We start from the raw sequence: 17,504 nt of genomic DNA, 5'->3' as shown, positions 1-17,504 counted from the left end.
CGGGCCGATCACGACAGGGGGCGCGTGCGGGTCGTGCGAGGCGGCAAACGCCAGCTCCACACCCGACACCACCTCGAGGCGGCGCAGCTCACCGAGCACGCGTGGCACCGGCGGTGGGAAGCATCGCGCTGGTTCCTGCAGGCGGACGGGGAATCGGGCAAGCGGTTCGGGAACGAGACGATCCGCGTCACCCCGGACGGCGAAGTGTCACTGAAACTGCCTGCCCCGCTCGCCCACCTGGCGAACGCCCCGCACGGCCGGTACGTCCTCGCCGCAACCGTGATCTTCCACCACCGGCGCGAGGAGTGGGCCGACCGCATCACCACGAACCGGGCCGTGGCCTACCGCATCCACTACGACACAGACCGCTCCCGCTGGTACCTCACCGCCTCCTGGACCATCCCACCGGTCAAGACCGTCCCCCTCGACGTAGCCCGCACCGGCGGTCTGATCAGTGTCGATACGAACGCCGACCACCTCGCCGCCTGGCGACTCGATGCCCACGGCAATCCATGCGGCCAACCGCGCCGGTTCTTCTACGACCTGTCCGGGAGCGCGTACCGGCGTGATGCCCAGGTGCGGCATGCACTGATCCGGCTGCTGCACTGGGCGAAACGTCACGGCCTGTCGATCGCGATCGAAGACCTCGACTTCGCCGCGGAGAAAACCCGGGAGAAGCACGGGCGCCAGAAGCGGTTCCGGCGGTTGATCTCCGGCATGCCGGTGTCCAAGCTGCGGGCCCGGCTTGTCAGCATGGCGGCCGAACTCGGCATCACCATCATCGCCGTCGACCCGGCCTACACCAGCAGGTGGGGCGCCCAGCACTGGCTGGGGCCCCTCACCCACACGACCAGGAAAACCACCCGTCACGATGCCGCGAGCATCGCGATCGGCAGGCGCGCCCTCGGGCACCGCATCCGGCGACGGACGGCACCGCCCCCACACGACCAGAGCGATCGTGCGGGGCATCGGACCGCCCAGGCCGGACACGGCACCCCAGGGCGTGAGGAAACCCGCCCCCGCATCCCCGGACCACGGACACGATCCGTGTCGCCAGACGCGGCGCGAACGCGGGCGACCAGTGCATCCACCACCGTTCGGGATGCGCCAGCTGACCAGGATTGGGTACAAGACTCACTCCTGCACACTGACTAGGAACGGTATGGGGTGGGCGTGGCGGCCAGGCCACACGGGCTGTGGCTGCAGCCAGGTCAACGGCTCATCTGGACTGCGACGGACCGCCGTTGACGGTGATGGACCGCGATGTGGCACGACTGCGTCCCTCGATGCGGGCTCTGAGCGCGGTGGCCGTTGAGGGCTGCTCGGCTGACCACGCGTGTGCCGTCGACCGCGGGGGTGCTCATCCCGAGGGGGGAGAGGAAACCTCAGCCGCGTGGCTGAGGCGTGGACGGCATGTACTGGCAAGGCTGGATACCGCGCTGCCTGCCACGTGGGCACGGTGTTCAAGAAGGACGCGGCCCTCGCTATCGGTCAGCGTACGACGTCCTTGACCACCTCGACCAGGTCCGGGCGGCCAACCGGCTCTGCCCCTGCCGACGGTCGCGCCGGAAGCGTCCCCCTTTGGAGGAGTCGATCACTGTGCGACATGAAACGCCGAGGTGGGGCCCGCGCCCACCGGGTCGGGGGATATCCCCGCCAAGAAGAGCTTGGCTGACTGCATCGCCGACACATTGCTCCCTGATGACCGTCGGCAAGGCAGCTGACGAGCAAAGAAGGGAACATCATGGCCGGGCGCCGCGACTTTATGGACACCGAGCGGGACCGGGACGGGTCTCCTGCGATCGAGCTGCGCGCCGTTACCCGCGCTTATGGGCGGGGGGCTGCGGCCGTGCAGGCACTACGCGGGGTGGACGTGGCGCTGGAGCGGGGGAGCTTCACTGCGGTGATGGGCCCGTCGGGGTCGGGGAAGAGCACGTTCTTGCAGTGTGCCGCGGGTCTGGACCGACCGACTTCGGGGCAGGTGCTGCTCGGCGGGGAAGAGATCACCCAGCTGAGCGAGAACCGGCTGACGAAGTTGCGGCGCGCGCGTGTCGGGTTCGTCTTCCAGTCCTTCAACCTCCTGCCTTCCCTGACCGTGCTGCAGAACGTGCTGCTGCCCCAGCGGCTCGCGGGTGAGCGGCAGGACCGGCGGCGGGCGCAGCAGCTTCTGGCCGATGTCGGACTCGCAGAGCTCGGGGGCAGGCGGCCTGGGCAGTTGTCGGGCGGGCAGCAGCAGCGTGTGGCGATCGCCCGTGCGTTGATGACGGAGCCGGAGGTGGTGTTCGCGGACGAGCCGACCGGTGCCCTGGATGCCCGGTCCGCCCGGGAGATCCTGGGGCTGCTGCGTCGCGCGGTCGAGGCGATGGGTGCCACGGTCGTCATGGTCACCCATGACCCGGTGGCCGCGTCCCACGCGGACCAGGTGCTCTTCCTGGCCGATGGGGCGCTGGTCGGGAATCTGCGGCGTCCCGACCCGCAGACGGTGGCCGATCGGATGGTGAACCTGACCGCTGCGGCCGGCGGGTTCGCGGGGGTGGCCGCGTGATGAACGGTCTCGCGCGGGCCTCGGTGCGCTTCAGGCCCGCGTCCTTCGTGGGCAGCTTCATCGCGCTGCTGCTGGGAGCGGTGATCATTACGGCCTGCGGCACGCTGCTGCAGACCGGCATCACCGCGCGCGTGGAGGCCGTGCGTTACGCGGATTCCCCCGTCGTGGTCTTTGGTGATCCCTACGCCCGGATCAGCTACCAGGAGGGCGGGAAGAGGCACTCGATGCAGAGCGCTCTGCCGGAGCGCCACCGCGTCGATGAGGCACTGTCGGCCACGATCGCCACCCGCCCCGGAGTTGCCGCGGCCGTCCCGGATCTGTCCTTCCCCCTGCAGGTGGTGAAGAAGGCGGGCGCGCTGCCTGCGCTGACAGGACGGAACTTCTCGGCAACCGCCCTCACCGCCGCCCACTCCTTGGCCGCGCCGAAGAACGACGCGCCGGGGGCCGGGGAGGTCGTGCTGGAGGAGAGCGCCGCCCGGGCCGCACGCCTTGCGCCGGGAGACCGGCTCTGGCTGGCCGCGCCGGGCGGCAGCGCGAGTTTCGTGATCTCCGCACTGATCTCCACGAAGGGTGACGGCCCCAGTGTGTGGTTCGCGGACGGTGTGGCCCAGAGGCTGTCCGGGCATCCCGGGTCGGTGGACGCCATCGCCGTGATGCCCCGTGAGGGTGTGAGTGTCCCCGCCCTGGCCGGACAGGTACGCCAGGCCGTGGACGGCCGCGCCCGGGTTGCCACCGGTGATGCGCGCGGGGCCGCGGAAGTGGCAGGTTTCGCCGGGAGCAAGGTCGTGTTGACCGCGCTGGGTGGCTCCTTCGGCGGCACCGCTGCGCTGACCGCCGTCTTCGTCGTCATGGGCACGATCGCTCTGGCCACGGGGCAGCGAGCCCGTGAGTTCGCCCTGCTGCGTGCGATCGGCGCGACGCCCCGGCAGATCCGCCGCACCATCGCCACCGAGGCAGTGATCCTCGCACCCGTGGCAGCCGCCCTGGGGGTGCTGCCGGGCCTGAAACTGGCCCGCTGGTGGTTCGGTGAACTCCTCCACCGCGGTGCCGTAGCCGGGCAGATGTCCCTTCACGTCGGCGTGCTGCCGATGCTGGCCGCGGTGGGAGCCTGCGTGCTGGCCGCGCTGACGGCCGGCTGGGTGGCCGCGCGCCGACCCGCCGGGCTTCGCCCCAGTCAGGCGCTCGGGGAAGCCGCCGTGGAGCGCGCCCGGCCCGGCGCGATCCGGATCTGCATGGGTCTGGCCGCCCTCGCGGGCGGCGGTGTACTGGCCGCCCTCGCCGCCCGGCTCGGCGGCAGCGACGCCGCCAACACCGCTCTCGGCGTGATCATGTGCTTCCTGCTCGCCGTAGCCCTGCTCGGTCCCCTGCTGGCCCGCCTGTGCGCGAGCATCCTCGCACTGCCCCTGCGGGCGGGAGCCGCCGGAGCCGCCGGCTCCCTGGCCGCCGACAACACGCGCGCCCAGGCCCGCCGCCTGGCCTCCGCCATCACTCCGATCATCATGGTCACCGCCTTCTGCGGCACGCTGCTCTTCATCCAGAGCACCATCGCCCACGCCTCCGGCGAGAACGTCAAGAGCGCGGTCGTCGCCGACTACGTGCTCGGCTCGACCGGCCCCGGTCTGCCCGCGGCCACCGCCGAACGGGCGGCCCGGGTAGCGGGCGTGGAGTCCGCGACCGGAATACTGCGCACCGGCGCCGTCTACCGGCTTGGCAACGAGCTGACCTCGACGACCCTCCTAGGCGTCTCCGGTGACCCGGACAGCCTGCCCAAGGTACTCGACCTCGGCGTGAACAGCGGATCGTTGCGCGCACTCGGATCCGGGAACACGATCGCGCTGGACACCGCGATCGCCCAGGACCTGCACGTGAAAACCGGTGACCGGGCCTCCCTGTGGCTGGGCGACGGCACCAAGGTCAGGCCCACCGTGGTCGCCACCTACGAACGCGGCCTGGGAGTGGGACAGGTCGTGATGCCCCGTGCCGCCCTCGCCGCGCACGTGACAGCCGCCCTGGACAGCCACGTGCTCGTCGCAGCCGCCCCCGGCGCCGACCGGCAGGCCACAGCCCGTCAACTGAGCACACTCGCACCAGGGACGACCCTCACCGACGCGGCCGGATACGGCGCCCAAGCCGACCGGAACCAGGAACTCAACTCCTGGGCCAACACCGTCATGGCCGCCGTGCTCGGCGGATTCGCCGCCGTCGCCGCCGCCAACACCCTCGTGATGACCGTTCTTGACCGCCGCCGCGAAATCGGCCTGCTCCGCCTTGCCGGCACCACCCGCCGCCAAGTGCGGGCCATGATGGGCTGGGAAGCCCTCCTCGTCGCCGTAACCGGCCTCATCCTCGGTGGCGCCATCGCCTGGACCACCCTTGTCCCCATCGCCCGCGGCCTCACCAAAACCGCCCCCTACATCCCGACCGGCACCGCAGGGCAACTGGCCGCCGCAACCGTCCTCCTCAGCCTCGCCGCCACCGGCCTACCCACCCTCGCACTGCTGCGCACCCGGCCGATCGAAGCCGGCACCGCACGGCAGTAGCGCCCGCTCACCGAGTACGCCAGGAGCCGGGCGACTGCGCCGGTGCCCGTGAACGGCAGGCCCCGCAGGGCGTACGGGTGAACCTCCCGGAGGGGACCTGCACGGGTGCATCTCGATCGTGACGGCCTTCGGCCGGCCCGCCCTCGCGGCCAATCCCCGCTCACCCCTGAGACGCTCCCAAGAACACATCGGACCGGGTGTCCATCCCTGGAAACCCGGCCTGACCTGGTATTTCTCTGTCACTGTGGCGGGAATTGAGCCCGCGACTTCTTCGTCCCGAAGCAACTGGGGCGGATGCCTGGCCTTGAACTGGTGGGCTGTTCACCTGGTTCCTCCGAGGATGCCCTGGCCTTCAGGCTGGGGGGAATCGGACTCCTGCGGAGCAGGGCAGGCAACGGGGTTTCGCCTCCCGGGCGAGAGACCGTCCACGCGAGCGGGTAGGCTACTCGGTGTGCGTTGCGAGAACCAAGCGCGCACACCGTGCTGAGCGGGAGCCAGGCTGGCACAGCAACTCCTTTGCTTGTAGTACCGAACCGGGCAGGTTCCGACCCGGCTGGTGTTGAGGGTGTAAGACCCGTAGGTCCGCTGGGCCCGCAGGCAGCCTGAGCCAGGAATCCCCCTGCTTCAGCGGAGGGAGGGTTCAACTGCACTGACGGTCCGCAGGCCTGCGTGCTTGTCCGCCGCCCAGCGTCGCCGTTGTCCCGCAGCCAGACGCTCACCGAAGACGCGACCCGGCTAACTGGCTCGGAACACGGAGGCGATGCTGGTGCGTCCTGGCAGTCGCAGCCCAAGATCACCGCAGGGCGCTCCTCGAGCGCCACTGGTCCCAGTCGACGTTCCAGTCTCCGAAGCCGTTGTTCAAGGCGACCTGTCCCTTGGTCTCGGCGCCCTTGACCTCGAACGGGTCGCCGATCCGGGCATGTTGGTAGAGCCATCGGGCGTTGGCGTCGCTCATGCCGATGCAGCCGTGGCTCTTGTTGGCCCTGCCGAAGTTGGCGGCGTTCCACGGTGCGGCGTGGGCGTAGGTACCCGACCAGGTCAGCCGCATCGCGTAGTTGACGTTCTGGTCGTAGGCGTCACCGAGGCCTACGGTCTCGGAGTTCATTCGGATCGTGCCCTCCTTCGACATCATCACTTCCGTGCCGCGCCAGGAGCCCGTTTTGGGGCCGGGGGTGCCGCCGGACACCGGGAAGGTCCGCACGGTGGCGCCGTTGCGTTGCATGGTGAGCTGCTTGCTGTCGAGGTCGACTTTGACCACTTGCCGTGCGCCGATGGTGACGTCGAGTTTGTAGTCACGAACGAACCAGCCGCCGCCCGCACCCGAGTAGGTGCCGTTCAGTCGGGCGTCGAGGCTGACCTTGGTGCCGGGTTGCCAGTACTCCTTGGGCCGCCAGTCGACCCGGTCTCTGCCGGACCAGTCCTTCATCCATCCCCATGAGCCCTCGGTGTGGTTGGAGGTGGTGACCTTGAGCTGCTTTTCCACCGCGGCTTTGTCGCGCACCGGGAAGTCGAAGACCAGGGAGAGCGGTTGGGCCACACCGACCGTGGTGGCGGTGCCGGGCCGCCATTCCACCTTGTTGACCCGGTCGGCGGCGATGGTGGTGAAGGACTGGTGCGTTTGGTGCGCCTGTCCGTTCTGGGAGCGGGTCGCCGCCTGGACCGTGTAGGTGGCGCCGGGCACGGCATTGCGGTCGGAGGTCCAGGTGCGGCGGTCGTGTGACAACCTGCCGGTGAGTCTTTCGCCGCTGGCGTCGGTGACGGTGACGGAGGCGAGGCGACCGTCGTGCACGGCGACCTTGACCGGTTCGCCGGCTTTCGCCCGTGTGCCGTGGGGCGTCACACTGATCGTCGCCGCCCGGTCGTGCGCCCGAGCGCCGTCCTTGGCCTGCGCTCCCGCCTTTGCCGATGTCGTGCCCTGGGAGGAGCAGGCGCAGACGGTGGCGATCAGCAGGGCGGCGGACCCCGCGGCGGCGACGGCGACGCGAATTTGCGCCGGGCCCACGTGTATCGGTCCGACACGTGTCTGGCTCAACGGACACCTCCGTGAAAGTTGAAAGTCGAAAACTCACCGGGACGCTGGGACTCTAAGCGACCAAAAGCGCAGGACATGGGCGTGCCGGCTGTGTGACAGCGACTGCAGGAAAACGGTCATCGTCCGGTCACACAAGCCGGGCGTGGCGGTCATGGGCGGCCGTGGATCTCCCCGCACTGTGCGGCTGCCCCGGGACAGGCCCACCTCCGCTGCCATACCCATGGCCCAGGACACCGTCTGCTGTCGTGTGACTCCCGGGAATGTGCTGCCGTCGTGTGACGGGCGCCGCAGCGGAACCGTCATGGTCCGGTCACATACGTCGCGCGGCCCGGTCATGGACGCCTGTGAATCTTCCTCGCGTTCCGTGCTCAACAGCCCGGTACCTCAACCGACAACGACGGCACCCGAGGAGGCGCAATGTCGGCGCTGCTCGCGACCGCACGCTGTGGTCAGCAGGATGCGTGGCTGGGGCCCGTCTCCGCCGAGACCTACCGTGCCTTTCTTGCCTCCCGTACCGGTTCCGCCCTGGGGCCCGGCTTCCTTCAGTGCCCCTCCTGGGCCGAGGTGAAGGACGGCTGGCAGGCCCGGCTGCTGGGCTGGGGCCCGCAGGACGGCCCCGGGCGCGGGGAGTTGAGCGGAGTGGCACTGGTGCTGCTGCGCCGGTTCCCCGGTACCCGGAAGTCGTTCGCCTACCTGCCTGAGGGGCCCGTCGCCGACTGGAGCGACCCGGAACTCGACCGCTGGCTCAACCCGCTGTTGCGCCATCTGCGTGCCGAGGGAGCGTTCGCCGTGCGCATCGGGCCCGCGCCCGCCTACCGCCGGTGGAACGCCGACGGGCTGAAGGCGCACACCGGCGCCGGCCGGCGCGTGAGCGATGTGCTCACCTGCGAGGTCGACCCGCTGGGTGCCGCCGTGGCCGAGCGGCTGCGGGCACGCGGCTGGCAACGCTGCGGCGACGACGGCCAGGACAACGACGCACAGCCCCGTTATGTCTTCAGGGTGCCGCTGGCCGGACGTAGTGCCGAGGACCTGTGGTCCGGACTCAACCAGGAGTGGCGGCGCAACATCCGGCGGGCGCACAAGTCGGGCGTCGAGGTGACGGTGGGCGGGGCCGGCGACCTTCCCGATTTCTACCGGCTGCTGAAAATCACCGAAGCACGGGACGGCTTCCGGCTGGGCCGCTCCCTGGCCTACTACGAGCGCCAGTACGCGGCCCTCAACGCCGAGGAGCCGGGCCGGATGAAGCTCTATCTCGCCCGTTATCAGGGCGAGATCCTGGCCGCACACACCATGGTCACGGTGGGCCGACGGGTCTGGTACCAGACCGGGGCCTCCGCCGACCACCGGCGCGAGGTCCGCCCCTCCAACGCCCTGCAGTGGAAGATGATGCGCGACGCCCACGCCCAGGGCGCGCAGGTCTACGACATGTGTGGGGTACCGTCCACACTCGACCCCGATGTGCGCTCGTTCGGGCTGCTGCGCTGGAAGCTCGGCACCGGGGGCCATGTCGCAGAGACACTGGGGGAGTGGGAGATGCCGTTGAGCGGCACCACCAATCACACGCTGTACCGCGCGTTCCAGATGTACATGGCGCGCCGGTGAGCGCTTCCACGACTCCGGATGCTCCGGCCGGTGCCGGCGCACCCACGGTACAGCGGCCGGCCCACCGGCCCGGCTCGGTGCTGCGCAGCGGCGCGGTGATGGCCGCCGGCTCCCTCGTCTCCCGCGCCACCGGGTTCGTACGCTCCGCCGTGGTCGCCGCCGCTCTGGGTGTGGGACTGAGGGCCGACGGCTATGCAGTCGCCAACACCGTCCCCAACATCGTCTACACACTGCTCCTGGGTGGTGCACTCAACGCCGTGTTCGTGCCCGAACTGGTCAAGGCCGCAGGGGAGCACGAGGACGGCGGGGCCGCGTACACGGACCGGCTGCTCACCCTGTGCACGTCGGCTCTGCTGCTGATCACGGCCGGGGCAGTGTTCGCGGCGCCCGCGATCGTCGCGGCCTACACCGACTACACCGGTGTGCAGGCGACGACGACGGTCGCCTTCGCACGCTACTGCCTGCCACAGATCTTCTTCCTCGGTCTGTTCACCCTGCTCGGGCAGGTACTCAATGCCCGCGGCACGTTCGGCGCCATGATGTGGACACCGGTCCTCAACAACGTGGTCGTCATCGCGGTCTTCGGTCTGTATCTGGCGACGGCGGGAACCGGCGGCGCGCTCACCGGCGGCGAGATTGCACTGCTCGGCTGGGGCACTACGGCCGGGATCGTCGTCCAGGCGCTGGCGCTGCTGCCGTCCCTGCGCGCGGCGCGTTTTAGGTGGCGGCCCAGGTTCGACTGGCGGGGCAGCGGGATGTCCCGGCCCCTGCGCTCGGCGACCTGGCTGGTGCTGCTGGTGTTGACCAACCAGGTCGCCTACTGGGTGGTGACCTTGCTCGCGACGGTGGCGGGGCAGCACGCGGCGGCCCAGGGTATCGAAGGCGGGGCCGGGTTCAGCGCCTACAGCAACGCATATCTGCTGTGGGCCGTGCCGCACGGGATCGTGACCGTCTCACTGGTGACCGCGTTGATGCCGCGGATGAGCAGGGCGGCGGCCGACGACGACACGCCACGGGTGCGCCAGGACGTGGCGTACGCCCTGCGCAGCACCGCCGCCGCCATCGTGCCCGCAGCGTGCCTACTCCTCGCACTCGCCCAGCCGATCATGACGGTCGTCTTCCGGTACGGCCAGACCACGGCGGACGATATCGCTGTCATGGCGGGGGCGTTGATGGCCTTCGCGCCGGGGCTGATCGCCTTCTCCGGGCAGTACGTCCTCTCGCGCGCCTTCTACGCGCTCTCCGACACCCGCACGCCGTTTGTGCTGAACCTGGTGATCGCCGGACTCAACGCGGGCCTGTCCATCGCCGCTTGCGTGCTGCTGCCCGCACGCTGGGCGGTCACCGGCATGGCCGGGGCGTACTCGGTGGCGCTCTTTGCGGGCTGGGCGGTCACCGCGTTCGTGCTGGACCGCAGGCTCTCCTCGACGACCAGTCCCCGGCGAGCACCGTGGCGCTCACCGTCCGGGGCCGCACTGGCCCGGCTGCTGGTGGCCGCGGTCCCGGCCGCCGCACTCGGCCACCTCGTGGCCACACAGGCAGCTTCCAACGGCCCGCTCGCTGCAGTGACGGCGGGCACGGCGGCCATCCTGGCGGCTTTCGCACTGCTGGCGCGCCCCCTACGCCTGACCGAACTGGAAGCCGTCCTCGCCACAGTGCTGCGCACGCCCCGCCGACGCACATAGAGGTCACAATGTCGACTTCCTCACATCTGCTGACAAGCCGCTCCCGCAAGGCGAAATGGAATACTCGGCATATGCCACGCGTCCTGCTCATCGAAGACGACGCCTCCGTCCGTGAAGGCATCGAACTCGGTCTACGCCGACGCGGGCACGAGGTACGCACCGCCCCCACAGGAGAGGCCGGGCTGGCGGCCATCGGCGAATTCCGGCCCGATCTACTGCTCCTCGACCTCATGCTGCCCGGCATGAACGGAGTCCAGGTCTGCCGCCGGGTACGCGAGGCCGACCAACTGCCGATCATCATGCTCACCGCACGCGGCGACGACTTCGACGTCGTGGTGGGACTGGAGGCCGGGGCCGACGACTACATCGTCAAACCGGCCCGCACAGAAGTGATCGAGGCCCGCATCCGGGCCGTACTGCGCCGCATCGAGGACTCGGGCGGACGCCCCGCCGTGGAGTTCCACGGCGACCTCGCCATCGACCGCGGCGGACTGACCGTCGCCAAGGCCGGCCGACCCGTGGCTCTTGCCCCCTCCGAGCTCAAGCTCCTGCTGTATCTGACCGCCGCACCGGAGCAGGTCTTCAGCCGGCAGCAACTGCTCGAACACGTCTGGGAACACAACTACCACGGCGACGCCCGCCTGGTCGACGCCTGCGTACGACGGCTACGCCAAAGGGTCGAGGACGTGCCCGCAAGCCCGCGCTACATCCAGACCCTGCGGGGCTTCGGCTACCGCTTCGGACCCCTTTGAGCCCGCAATGAGCCGCTGGAAAGCCCGCACCGGGCTGCGCACCCGGCTGGTCCTCGCCTTCCTGCTGGTCGCCGCCGCCGGCGCCGGAACCACCGCCGCCCTCACCTACCGTGCGGCACGCACCGCGATCCTCGTCCAGGCCCAGGACACCGCCGTCTCCTCCTTCCGCGACCAGATCGAGGAGTGGCCCACGTCGCTTCCCGTGGTACCGGTGGCGCTTCAGCAACAGGTGCAGCAACTCGCCCGGCAGGGCAAGCCCCACCCCTGGGTGGTGTTCGCCGAATACGGATCGATCCGGATCTCGTCCGGTACCAGGCCCGTTTCGACGGTGATCACCCCCGAGCTACGCCGGGCCGCGCTCACCACGCCCGGCGGCAGCTTCCAGCGGGTCAACAAAGGCGGCACCCCCTGGCTGACCGTCGCCGTCCCCACCGTTTTCCAGGCCGGGACAACCACGCGCCCCACCGGGCTCGTGCTGTACGCCGTGATGCCGCTGACCGACGAGGAGACCAACATCCAGGCCATGCTCACCGCCGCCTGCGACGGGGCCCTCCCGGGCCTCATGGCGGCACTCGTGCCCGCGCTGCTGGCGGCGCGCAGCGTGCTGCGCCCGATCCGCGACCTGCGCACAGCCGCACGAAACATGGGAAGCGGCCGCTTCAACACCCGCATCCAGTGCAAAGGCAGTGACGAACTCGCCGACCTCGCACGGACTTTCAACGAGTCCGCCGCCGAGCTGGAGCAGACCGTACGTGAACTCCGCGAGGCCGAGGCGCGCGCCCGCCGATTCGCCGCCGACGTCTCCCATGAACTGCGCACCCCACTCACCGGGATGCTCGCCGTCACGGAGGTACTGGACGAGGACGCGGCCCACCTCGCCCCGGACACGGCCCAGGCCGTCCGACTGATCAGCGCCGAGACGGGCAAACTGGCCGTACTCGTCGAGGACTTGATGGAGATCTCCCGCTTCGACGCCCGGGCCGCCGAACTGAACACCGACGAGGTCGACGTCGCACAGGCCATCCGCAAAACCCTGACGAGCCGGCACTGGAGCGACCCCGCACAGATCGTCACCGACTTGCCCGACGGCATCCGGGCCCGCCTCGACCCGCGGCGCTTCGACGTCGTCATCGCCAACCTCGTCGGCAACGCGCTGCGGCACGGAAGTGCGCCCGTGACGGTACGGCTGCGCACCAAGTCCTGCCGCGAAGGAGCGTCCGGCGCCGACCGGCCGGACGGGGGGCCCGGCGTGAATGGCGCGGCCTGGCTTGTCGCCGAGGTCGCGGACAGCGGACCCGGCATACCCGCGCAGGTACTGCCGCATATCTTCGAGCGCTTCTACAAGGCGGACGCGGCCCGCACCCGCTCCAAGGGCAGCGGACTCGGTCTCGCCATCACCCTGGAGAACGTGCGCCTGCACCGAGGCACACTCCGGGCCGCCAACGGCCCGCAGGGTGGCGCCGTCTTCACCGTGGAGATACCTCTGGCCGGCGGGGAGGCGACCGAGTGCAGCGTGTGAGCCCCGCCGTCGGCCGTGCTGTCGCCGCCTTCGCCGCCGCGGCAGCCGTGCTGACCGGCTGCGGAGTGCAGGCGACCGATGCCATCGAGGCCGGCGGACCCGCCACCGTCAGCGTCTTCCCCGGTCCCCGGCAACGCGTCCTCCTCTTCTTCCTTTCCCCGGAGGGCCGTTTGGCCCCGGTGGACCGGCTGGCCCCGAAGAGCCGGTTCTCCCCGAAGCTGACCGAGCAGCCCGACGTGCGGAAAGTGCTCGCCGAGCTGTTCGCCGGCCCACTCGCGAACGAACGCAAGGCCGGGCTCCATACGGGACTGCCGCGCCTGAAAGGGCCTGTGGGAATAGGGTCGGCCCCCGGCGGGCTGACGATCCGCATACCGCTCCCTGTGCGGCACCTCGAGGAGACCGCGATCAGTCAAGTGGTGTGTACAGCCGCACTCGCGCAGGGTGACGACGACACGGCAGTGACGATCGAGGGCGAGGACGGAACACTCCCGCCAGCCCACTGCTAAAGCGCATTGTAGAAGGCGGTTCGCTAGGAGGCGAGCGTCCTCGCTCACAAGTCCGAGCCTAGCGACCGCAGTTTGCGAAGCCGGCGCTCTCAGGAGCACCGCTTCAGAAGTACGAGCAACGACGGTTCGCGCTGCGGTGATGCCCGTGGGGCAGTCGCCCAAGGCAGCGCCGAGCCGCTGAAGTCCTGCGGGAACCGGCTGCTAGAGCTTGGTCATGAGTTGAACCAGTGGCCAGAGTTGAGCCAGTTTGGGCATAAGTTGAGCTAGTGGCCGTGACCTGTGGGCGCCATGATGATCTTTGACGCGGCTGATCCCGCGCGTTGTCGACCGGTCCCCTCGCGCTTTCGAAAGGCACGGCATTGCTCGCGCTCGTCTTCGGGAGGCACCTGCTGTACGTCCTCCTCGTCGCCCTCGTCTCGGCGGCGGCGCTCGGGATCGTCTGGCAGGGCCTCCGTGGCCGCTCGGACCGGCCCTGGGCCTACGCGGCCTGGATGGCCTCGACGACGGCCACCCTGTTCCTGACGCTCTGGTTCAAGACCGTGAGTACGGGAGCGGTGAGCTGCACGGTCAGCAAGGACCTGTGGGAGGCGTTCGGGACGACCCAGGGCTGGATGAACGTCGCCCTGTTCGTGCCGATCGGCTTCTTCGGCGTGCGCGCGGCCCGGCGCCCGATGCCTCCCCTGCTGCTGTCCGTCCTCCTGGCCTGCGGGATCGAGACCCTCCAGGCCGTCTTTCCCGTCATCGGCCGCTACTGCGACACCAGCGACCTGATCACCAATGCCGCGGGCGCCGCCGCGGGCGTGGGCAGCGGGGTCCTGTCCCTTCGCCTCGCCGGTTCGCAGCTGTCGCCCTGGCCCACGCGTCGACGCTGGTTCCCGGTCGCGACCGGAGCGGGATTCACGGCCGTCGCCTGCCTGATGACAACCGCCGTCGACCTGCGGGTCGTCGACCACGCCGAGCCGAGCAGGCAGGCGTCCGCGGCACAGCAGACGGTCATCGGACAGGCGGTCCACAAGGCGCTGGGCGACGACTTCAAAATCGTCCGTGTCATGGACAGCACGCCGTGCGGTCTGGACGGCGTGGACGAACAGGTGTGGGCCGACCTGAAGCCGACCGGAACGGCCTCCATGAGCTGGCCCCACCCGGACCGGTTCCAGATCAACGTATCGGTGGCTTCCCGGACTGAAGGCATGCCGGCCGGGTACCCCATCCCGGGCTCCGCCCGGTCCGTGCACGACGCGGCCTCCGCCGCGAGGGCCGCCGGCCGGTACGTGGCCGCGCACTACCCCACCGCCGACGCGAAGCGGCCGGTGGTGGACCGCGCCGACGCCGGCGCGGGCGGGACGTGGACCGTCACTTACCCCTACCGCGGCGACCGCATGCTGGCCGTGACGTCGCTGAAGGTGACCGTCAACGCCGCCGGACAACTCCTCGAAGTCGACCTCTCCGCAGTCACCGGCAGCGGCAGCGACCCGAAGGAGAGATCCGAAAATCGGGGCAGAGCCGAAAGCTCGGGGCCGCTCGCGTGTCTTTCCGGGGGATGAACAAGACGATCAGGCGTGCGTCGGTCTTCTGTCTGCTGCTGGTGCTGGCCCTTTTGGTGCGGGCCACCTGGGTGCAGGCGTACCAAGGCCGGGCCCTCGCAGACGACAAGAACAACCGGCGCAACCTCATCGGGCAGTTCCGGAACCCGTTGGGGAACATCATCGTGGGCGGGCAGTCGATCACCGGCTCTATGAAGGCGGGCGGGGACTTCGGCTACAAGCGGACGTACCTCGACGGACCGCTGTACGCGCCGATCACCGGCTACAGCTCCCAGGCATACGGCACGACCATGCTGGAGGGCGTCTACAAGAGCATCCTCAACGGCTCCGACAGCCGGCTCAAGACGATGATGGACGTCCTCACCAACAAGCGGGCCGACCCGGGCAACGTGCTGACAACCATCGACAAGGACGTCCAGAAGGCTGCCTACGACGCCCTCCAGGGCAAGCAGGGCGCGGCCGTCGCCATCGACCCAGTGACCGGCGAGATCCTCGCCGTGGTGAACAACCCCTCGTACGACCCGGGCCGCATCACGGGCGCCACCGACGAGGCCGCCTGGAAGGAGCTGTCGGCCGACCAGGGCAAGGCCATGGAGAACGTGGCGCTGCGCAAGCCGCAGGCCCCCGGCTCCACCTTCAAGCTGGTCACCCTGACGGCCGCGATCGAGAACGGGCTGATCACCAGTATCGACACGCCGACCGGCGTGGCCGCCCCGTACACGATCCCTGGCACCCGCACGAACCTGCCCAGCGAGGCTGGTGACGCGGCCTGCAGCAACGTCTCGGCCCGCACCGCCCTCAAGCTGTCCTGCAACAACGTCTTCGCGGACCTGGCCGCTAAACTCGGCCAGGACAAGATGCGCGCGACGGCCGAGAAGCTCGGGTTCAACACCGCGATCGACACCCCGGTCCGCACCAGCCCGCCCAGCAAGTACCCGTCGAAGAAGATCTCCATAGACCAGGTGGCGCAGACGGGCATCGGCCAGTTCGACGTGCAGGCCACCCCGCTGCAGATCGCCATGGTGACCGCCGCGATCGAGAACGGCGGCAAGCTGGTCGCCCCGCACATGGTCTCCGAGGTGACCGACGCCGACGGCAACGTCCTGGAGGGCTTCAAGGACCCCAAGTCGGACCAGGTCATGAGCGCGAAGACCGCCTCGATGCTCCAGGACGCCATGCGCACGGTCGCCACCGACGGCGGCGGTAAGCCCGCGCAGGTGGCGGGCGCCGAGGTGGGCGGCAAGACGGGCACCGCGCAGCGCGGTGTGAACAACAACATCCCGCCGCTCGCCTGGTTCACCTCGTATGGCAAGGCCGGCGGCAAGCAGATCGCGGTCGCGGTGTTGATCGAGAACTCCGACACCGACCGTTCCGAGATCGGCGGCGGCAAGCTCGCCGCACCAATCGCCCAGAAGATGATGGCGGCCTGGTTGAAGAGGTAGCCCAGCCCGGGCGGGGGCCGCGCGTTGGGTGTGGTTCGGTTTGAGGGACCTTGAACCGTTCCTAGTCAGTGTGCAGGAGTGGGTCTTGTACCCAATCCTGGTCAACTGGCGCATCCCGAACGGTGGTGGATGCACTGGTCGCCCGCGTTCGCGCCGCGTCTGGCGACACGGATCGTGTCCGTGGTCCGGGGATGCGGGGGCGGGTTTCCTCACGCCCTGGGGTGCCGTGTCCGGCCTGGGCGGTCCGATGCCCCACACGATCGCTCTGGTCGTGTGGGGGCGGTGCCGTCCGTCGCCGGATGCGGTGCCCGAGGGCGCGCCTGCCGATCGCGATGCTCGCGGCATCGTGACGGGTGGTTTTCCTGGTCGTGTGGGTGAGCGGCCCCAGCCAGTGCTGGGCGCCCCACCTGCTGGTGTAGGCCGGGCCGACGGCGATGATGGTGATGCCGAGTTCGGCCGCCATGCTGACAAGCCGGGCCCGCAGCTTGGACACCGGCATGCCGGAGATCAACCGCCGGAACCGCTTCTGGCGCCCGTGCTTCTCCCGGGTTTTCTCCGCGGCGAAGTCGAGGTCTTCGATCGCGATCGACAGGCCGTGACGTTTCGCCCAGTGCAGGAGCCGGATCAGTGCATGCCGCACCTGGGTATCACGCCGGTACGCGCTCCCGGACAGGTCGTAGAAGAACCGGCGGGGTTCGCCGACCGGATTGCCGTGCTCGTCCAGCCGCCAGGCAGCCAGATGGTCGGCGTTCGTATCGACACTGATCAGACCGCCTGCGCGGGCGTGGGACAGGGGAACGGTCTTGACCGGTGGGATGGTCCAGGAGGCGGTGAGGTACCAGCGGGAGCGGTCTGTGTCGTAGTGGATGCGGTAGGCCACGGACCGGTTCGTGGTGATGCGGTCGGCCCATTCCTCGCGCCGGTGGTGGAAGATCACGGTTGCGAGGACGTACCGGCCGTGCGGGGCGTTCGCCAGGTGTGCGAGCGGGGCAGGCAGTTTCAGTGACACTTCGCCGTCCGGGGTGACGCGGATCGTCTCGTTCCCGAACCGCTTGCCCGATTCCCCGTCCGCCTGGAGGAACGAGCGCTCCGCTTCCCAGCGCCGGCGCCATGCGTGCTCGGTGAGCTGCGCCGCGTCGAGGTGGTGTCGGGTGTGGAGCTGGCGTTTGCCGCCTCGCACGACCCGCACCCGCCCCCTGTCGTGATCGGCCCGCTTCCGCTCCAGCCGGTCCTTAAGCAGACGCAGCCGCCGGGACTTTTGGAACCACTCCTGCCGGCTGCGGTATCCGCCCGGCGCCCGCTTCGTGCCCTTCTCGCCCACCGGCAGCGACAACCGG

At 69.8% G+C, this 17,504-nt stretch carries 12 protein-coding genes; 10 read left to right on the top strand and 2 right to left on the bottom strand.

The window, feature by feature from the left end; translation table 11 throughout:
- From ABZ904_RS46835 to ABZ904_RS46825, 3 genes are all read left to right on the top strand, one after another.
- Nucleotides 1-1,155, top strand: a 1,155-nt coding sequence (locus tag ABZ904_RS46835) for an IS200/IS605 family accessory protein TnpB-related protein (protein WP_361830240.1), incomplete at its 5' end; no start/stop codon positions are given.
- A 589-nt stretch (nucleotides 1,156-1,744) separates the two neighbouring features.
- Entirely contained in the window at nucleotides 1,745-2,545 is an 801-nt protein-coding gene (locus tag ABZ904_RS46830) for an ABC transporter ATP-binding protein (RefSeq protein ID WP_361002339.1), read from the top strand.
- The gene (locus tag ABZ904_RS46825; protein WP_361002336.1) at nucleotides 2,545-5,085 is read left to right on the top strand and encodes an FtsX-like permease family protein; all 2,541 of its coding nucleotides are present in this window, start codon (nucleotides 2,545-2,547) and stop codon (nucleotides 5,083-5,085) included. Before ABZ904_RS46830 ends, ABZ904_RS46825 begins: the two co-directional genes overlap by 1 nt.
- 793 nt (nucleotides 5,086-5,878) lie before the next feature.
- Here ABZ904_RS46825 and ABZ904_RS46820 read toward each other — a convergent pair.
- Nucleotides 5,879-7,117 carry an Ig-like domain-containing protein gene (locus tag ABZ904_RS46820; protein ID WP_361002333.1) on the bottom strand — a complete coding sequence of 413 codons (1,239 nt, stop codon included), beginning with the start codon at nucleotides 7,115-7,117 and terminating at the stop codon, nucleotides 5,879-5,881.
- Between the two features lie 417 nt (nucleotides 7,118-7,534).
- On the opposite strand from ABZ904_RS46820, the gene ABZ904_RS46815 reads away from it, so the two are divergent.
- From ABZ904_RS46815 to ABZ904_RS46785, 7 genes are all read left to right on the top strand, one after another.
- Nucleotides 7,535-8,719 (top strand): peptidoglycan bridge formation glycyltransferase FemA/FemB family protein, encoded by a 1,185-nt coding sequence (locus ABZ904_RS46815; RefSeq protein ID WP_361002330.1) that lies wholly within the window; start codon nucleotides 7,535-7,537, stop codon nucleotides 8,717-8,719.
- Nucleotides 8,720-8,796: 77 nt separating this feature from the next.
- Nucleotides 8,797-10,404, top strand: coding sequence for a murein biosynthesis integral membrane protein MurJ (gene murJ / locus ABZ904_RS46810; protein WP_361002364.1), 1,608 nt, complete (start codon nucleotides 8,797-8,799; stop codon nucleotides 10,402-10,404).
- Between the two features lie 71 nt (nucleotides 10,405-10,475).
- A complete protein-coding gene (locus ABZ904_RS46805) occupies nucleotides 10,476-11,156 on the top strand; it encodes a response regulator transcription factor (RefSeq protein ID WP_361002327.1) in 681 nt (226 codons plus the stop codon).
- A 7-nt stretch (nucleotides 11,157-11,163) separates the two neighbouring features.
- Entirely contained in the window at nucleotides 11,164-12,675 is a 1,512-nt protein-coding gene (locus tag ABZ904_RS46800) for a HAMP domain-containing sensor histidine kinase (RefSeq protein WP_361002324.1), read from the top strand.
- Nucleotides 12,663-13,181: a hypothetical protein gene (locus ABZ904_RS46795; protein ID WP_361002321.1), complete on the top strand. Its 519-nt coding sequence runs from the start codon at nucleotides 12,663-12,665 to the stop codon at nucleotides 13,179-13,181. The genes ABZ904_RS46800 and ABZ904_RS46795 overlap by 13 nt, the downstream gene beginning before the upstream one ends.
- Nucleotides 13,182-13,540: 359 nt before the next feature.
- The gene (locus tag ABZ904_RS46790) at nucleotides 13,541-14,725 is read left to right on the top strand and encodes a VanZ family protein (RefSeq protein WP_361830236.1); all 1,185 of its coding nucleotides are present in this window, start codon (nucleotides 13,541-13,543) and stop codon (nucleotides 14,723-14,725) included.
- On the top strand, nucleotides 14,722-16,167 hold the full coding sequence (locus ABZ904_RS46785) for a penicillin-binding protein 2 (RefSeq protein WP_361002315.1): 1,446 nt from the start codon (nucleotides 14,722-14,724) through the stop codon (nucleotides 16,165-16,167). The genes ABZ904_RS46790 and ABZ904_RS46785 overlap by 4 nt, the downstream gene beginning before the upstream one ends.
- A gap of 61 nt (nucleotides 16,168-16,228) precedes the next feature.
- On the opposite strand, the gene ABZ904_RS46780 is transcribed toward ABZ904_RS46785, so the two are convergent.
- The coding region (locus ABZ904_RS46780) for an IS200/IS605 family accessory protein TnpB-related protein (protein ID WP_361830234.1) at nucleotides 16,229-17,504 on the bottom strand (1,276 nt) is incomplete at its 5' end.

Origin of the sequence: Streptomyces sp. NPDC046900, from assembly GCF_040644975.1 — a bacterium.
In the GTDB taxonomy this organism is placed as follows: Bacteria; Actinomycetota; Actinomycetes; order Streptomycetales; family Streptomycetaceae; genus Streptomyces.
Note: the sequence above shows the minus strand (reverse complement) of the source record. Positions and strands in the feature narration are given on the sequence as shown.

Bases quoted from the DNA above. Each gene is read 5' to 3' on its own strand.
- ABZ904_RS46785 (WP_361002315.1), top strand. From the start codon at position 14,722: ATGAACAAGACGATCAGGCGTGCGTCGGTCTTCTGTCTGCTGCTGGTG.
- ABZ904_RS46805 (WP_361002327.1), top strand. From the start codon at position 10,476: ATGCCACGCGTCCTGCTCATCGAAGACGACGCCTCCGTCCGTGAAGGC.
- ABZ904_RS46800 (WP_361002324.1), top strand. From the start codon at position 11,164: ATGAGCCGCTGGAAAGCCCGCACCGGGCTGCGCACCCGGCTGGTCCTC.
- ABZ904_RS46815 (WP_361002330.1), top strand. From the start codon at position 7,535: ATGTCGGCGCTGCTCGCGACCGCACGCTGTGGTCAGCAGGATGCGTGG.
- ABZ904_RS46825 (WP_361002336.1), top strand. From the start codon at position 2,545: ATGAACGGTCTCGCGCGGGCCTCGGTGCGCTTCAGGCCCGCGTCCTTC.
- ABZ904_RS46830 (WP_361002339.1), top strand. From the start codon at position 1,745: ATGGCCGGGCGCCGCGACTTTATGGACACCGAGCGGGACCGGGACGGG.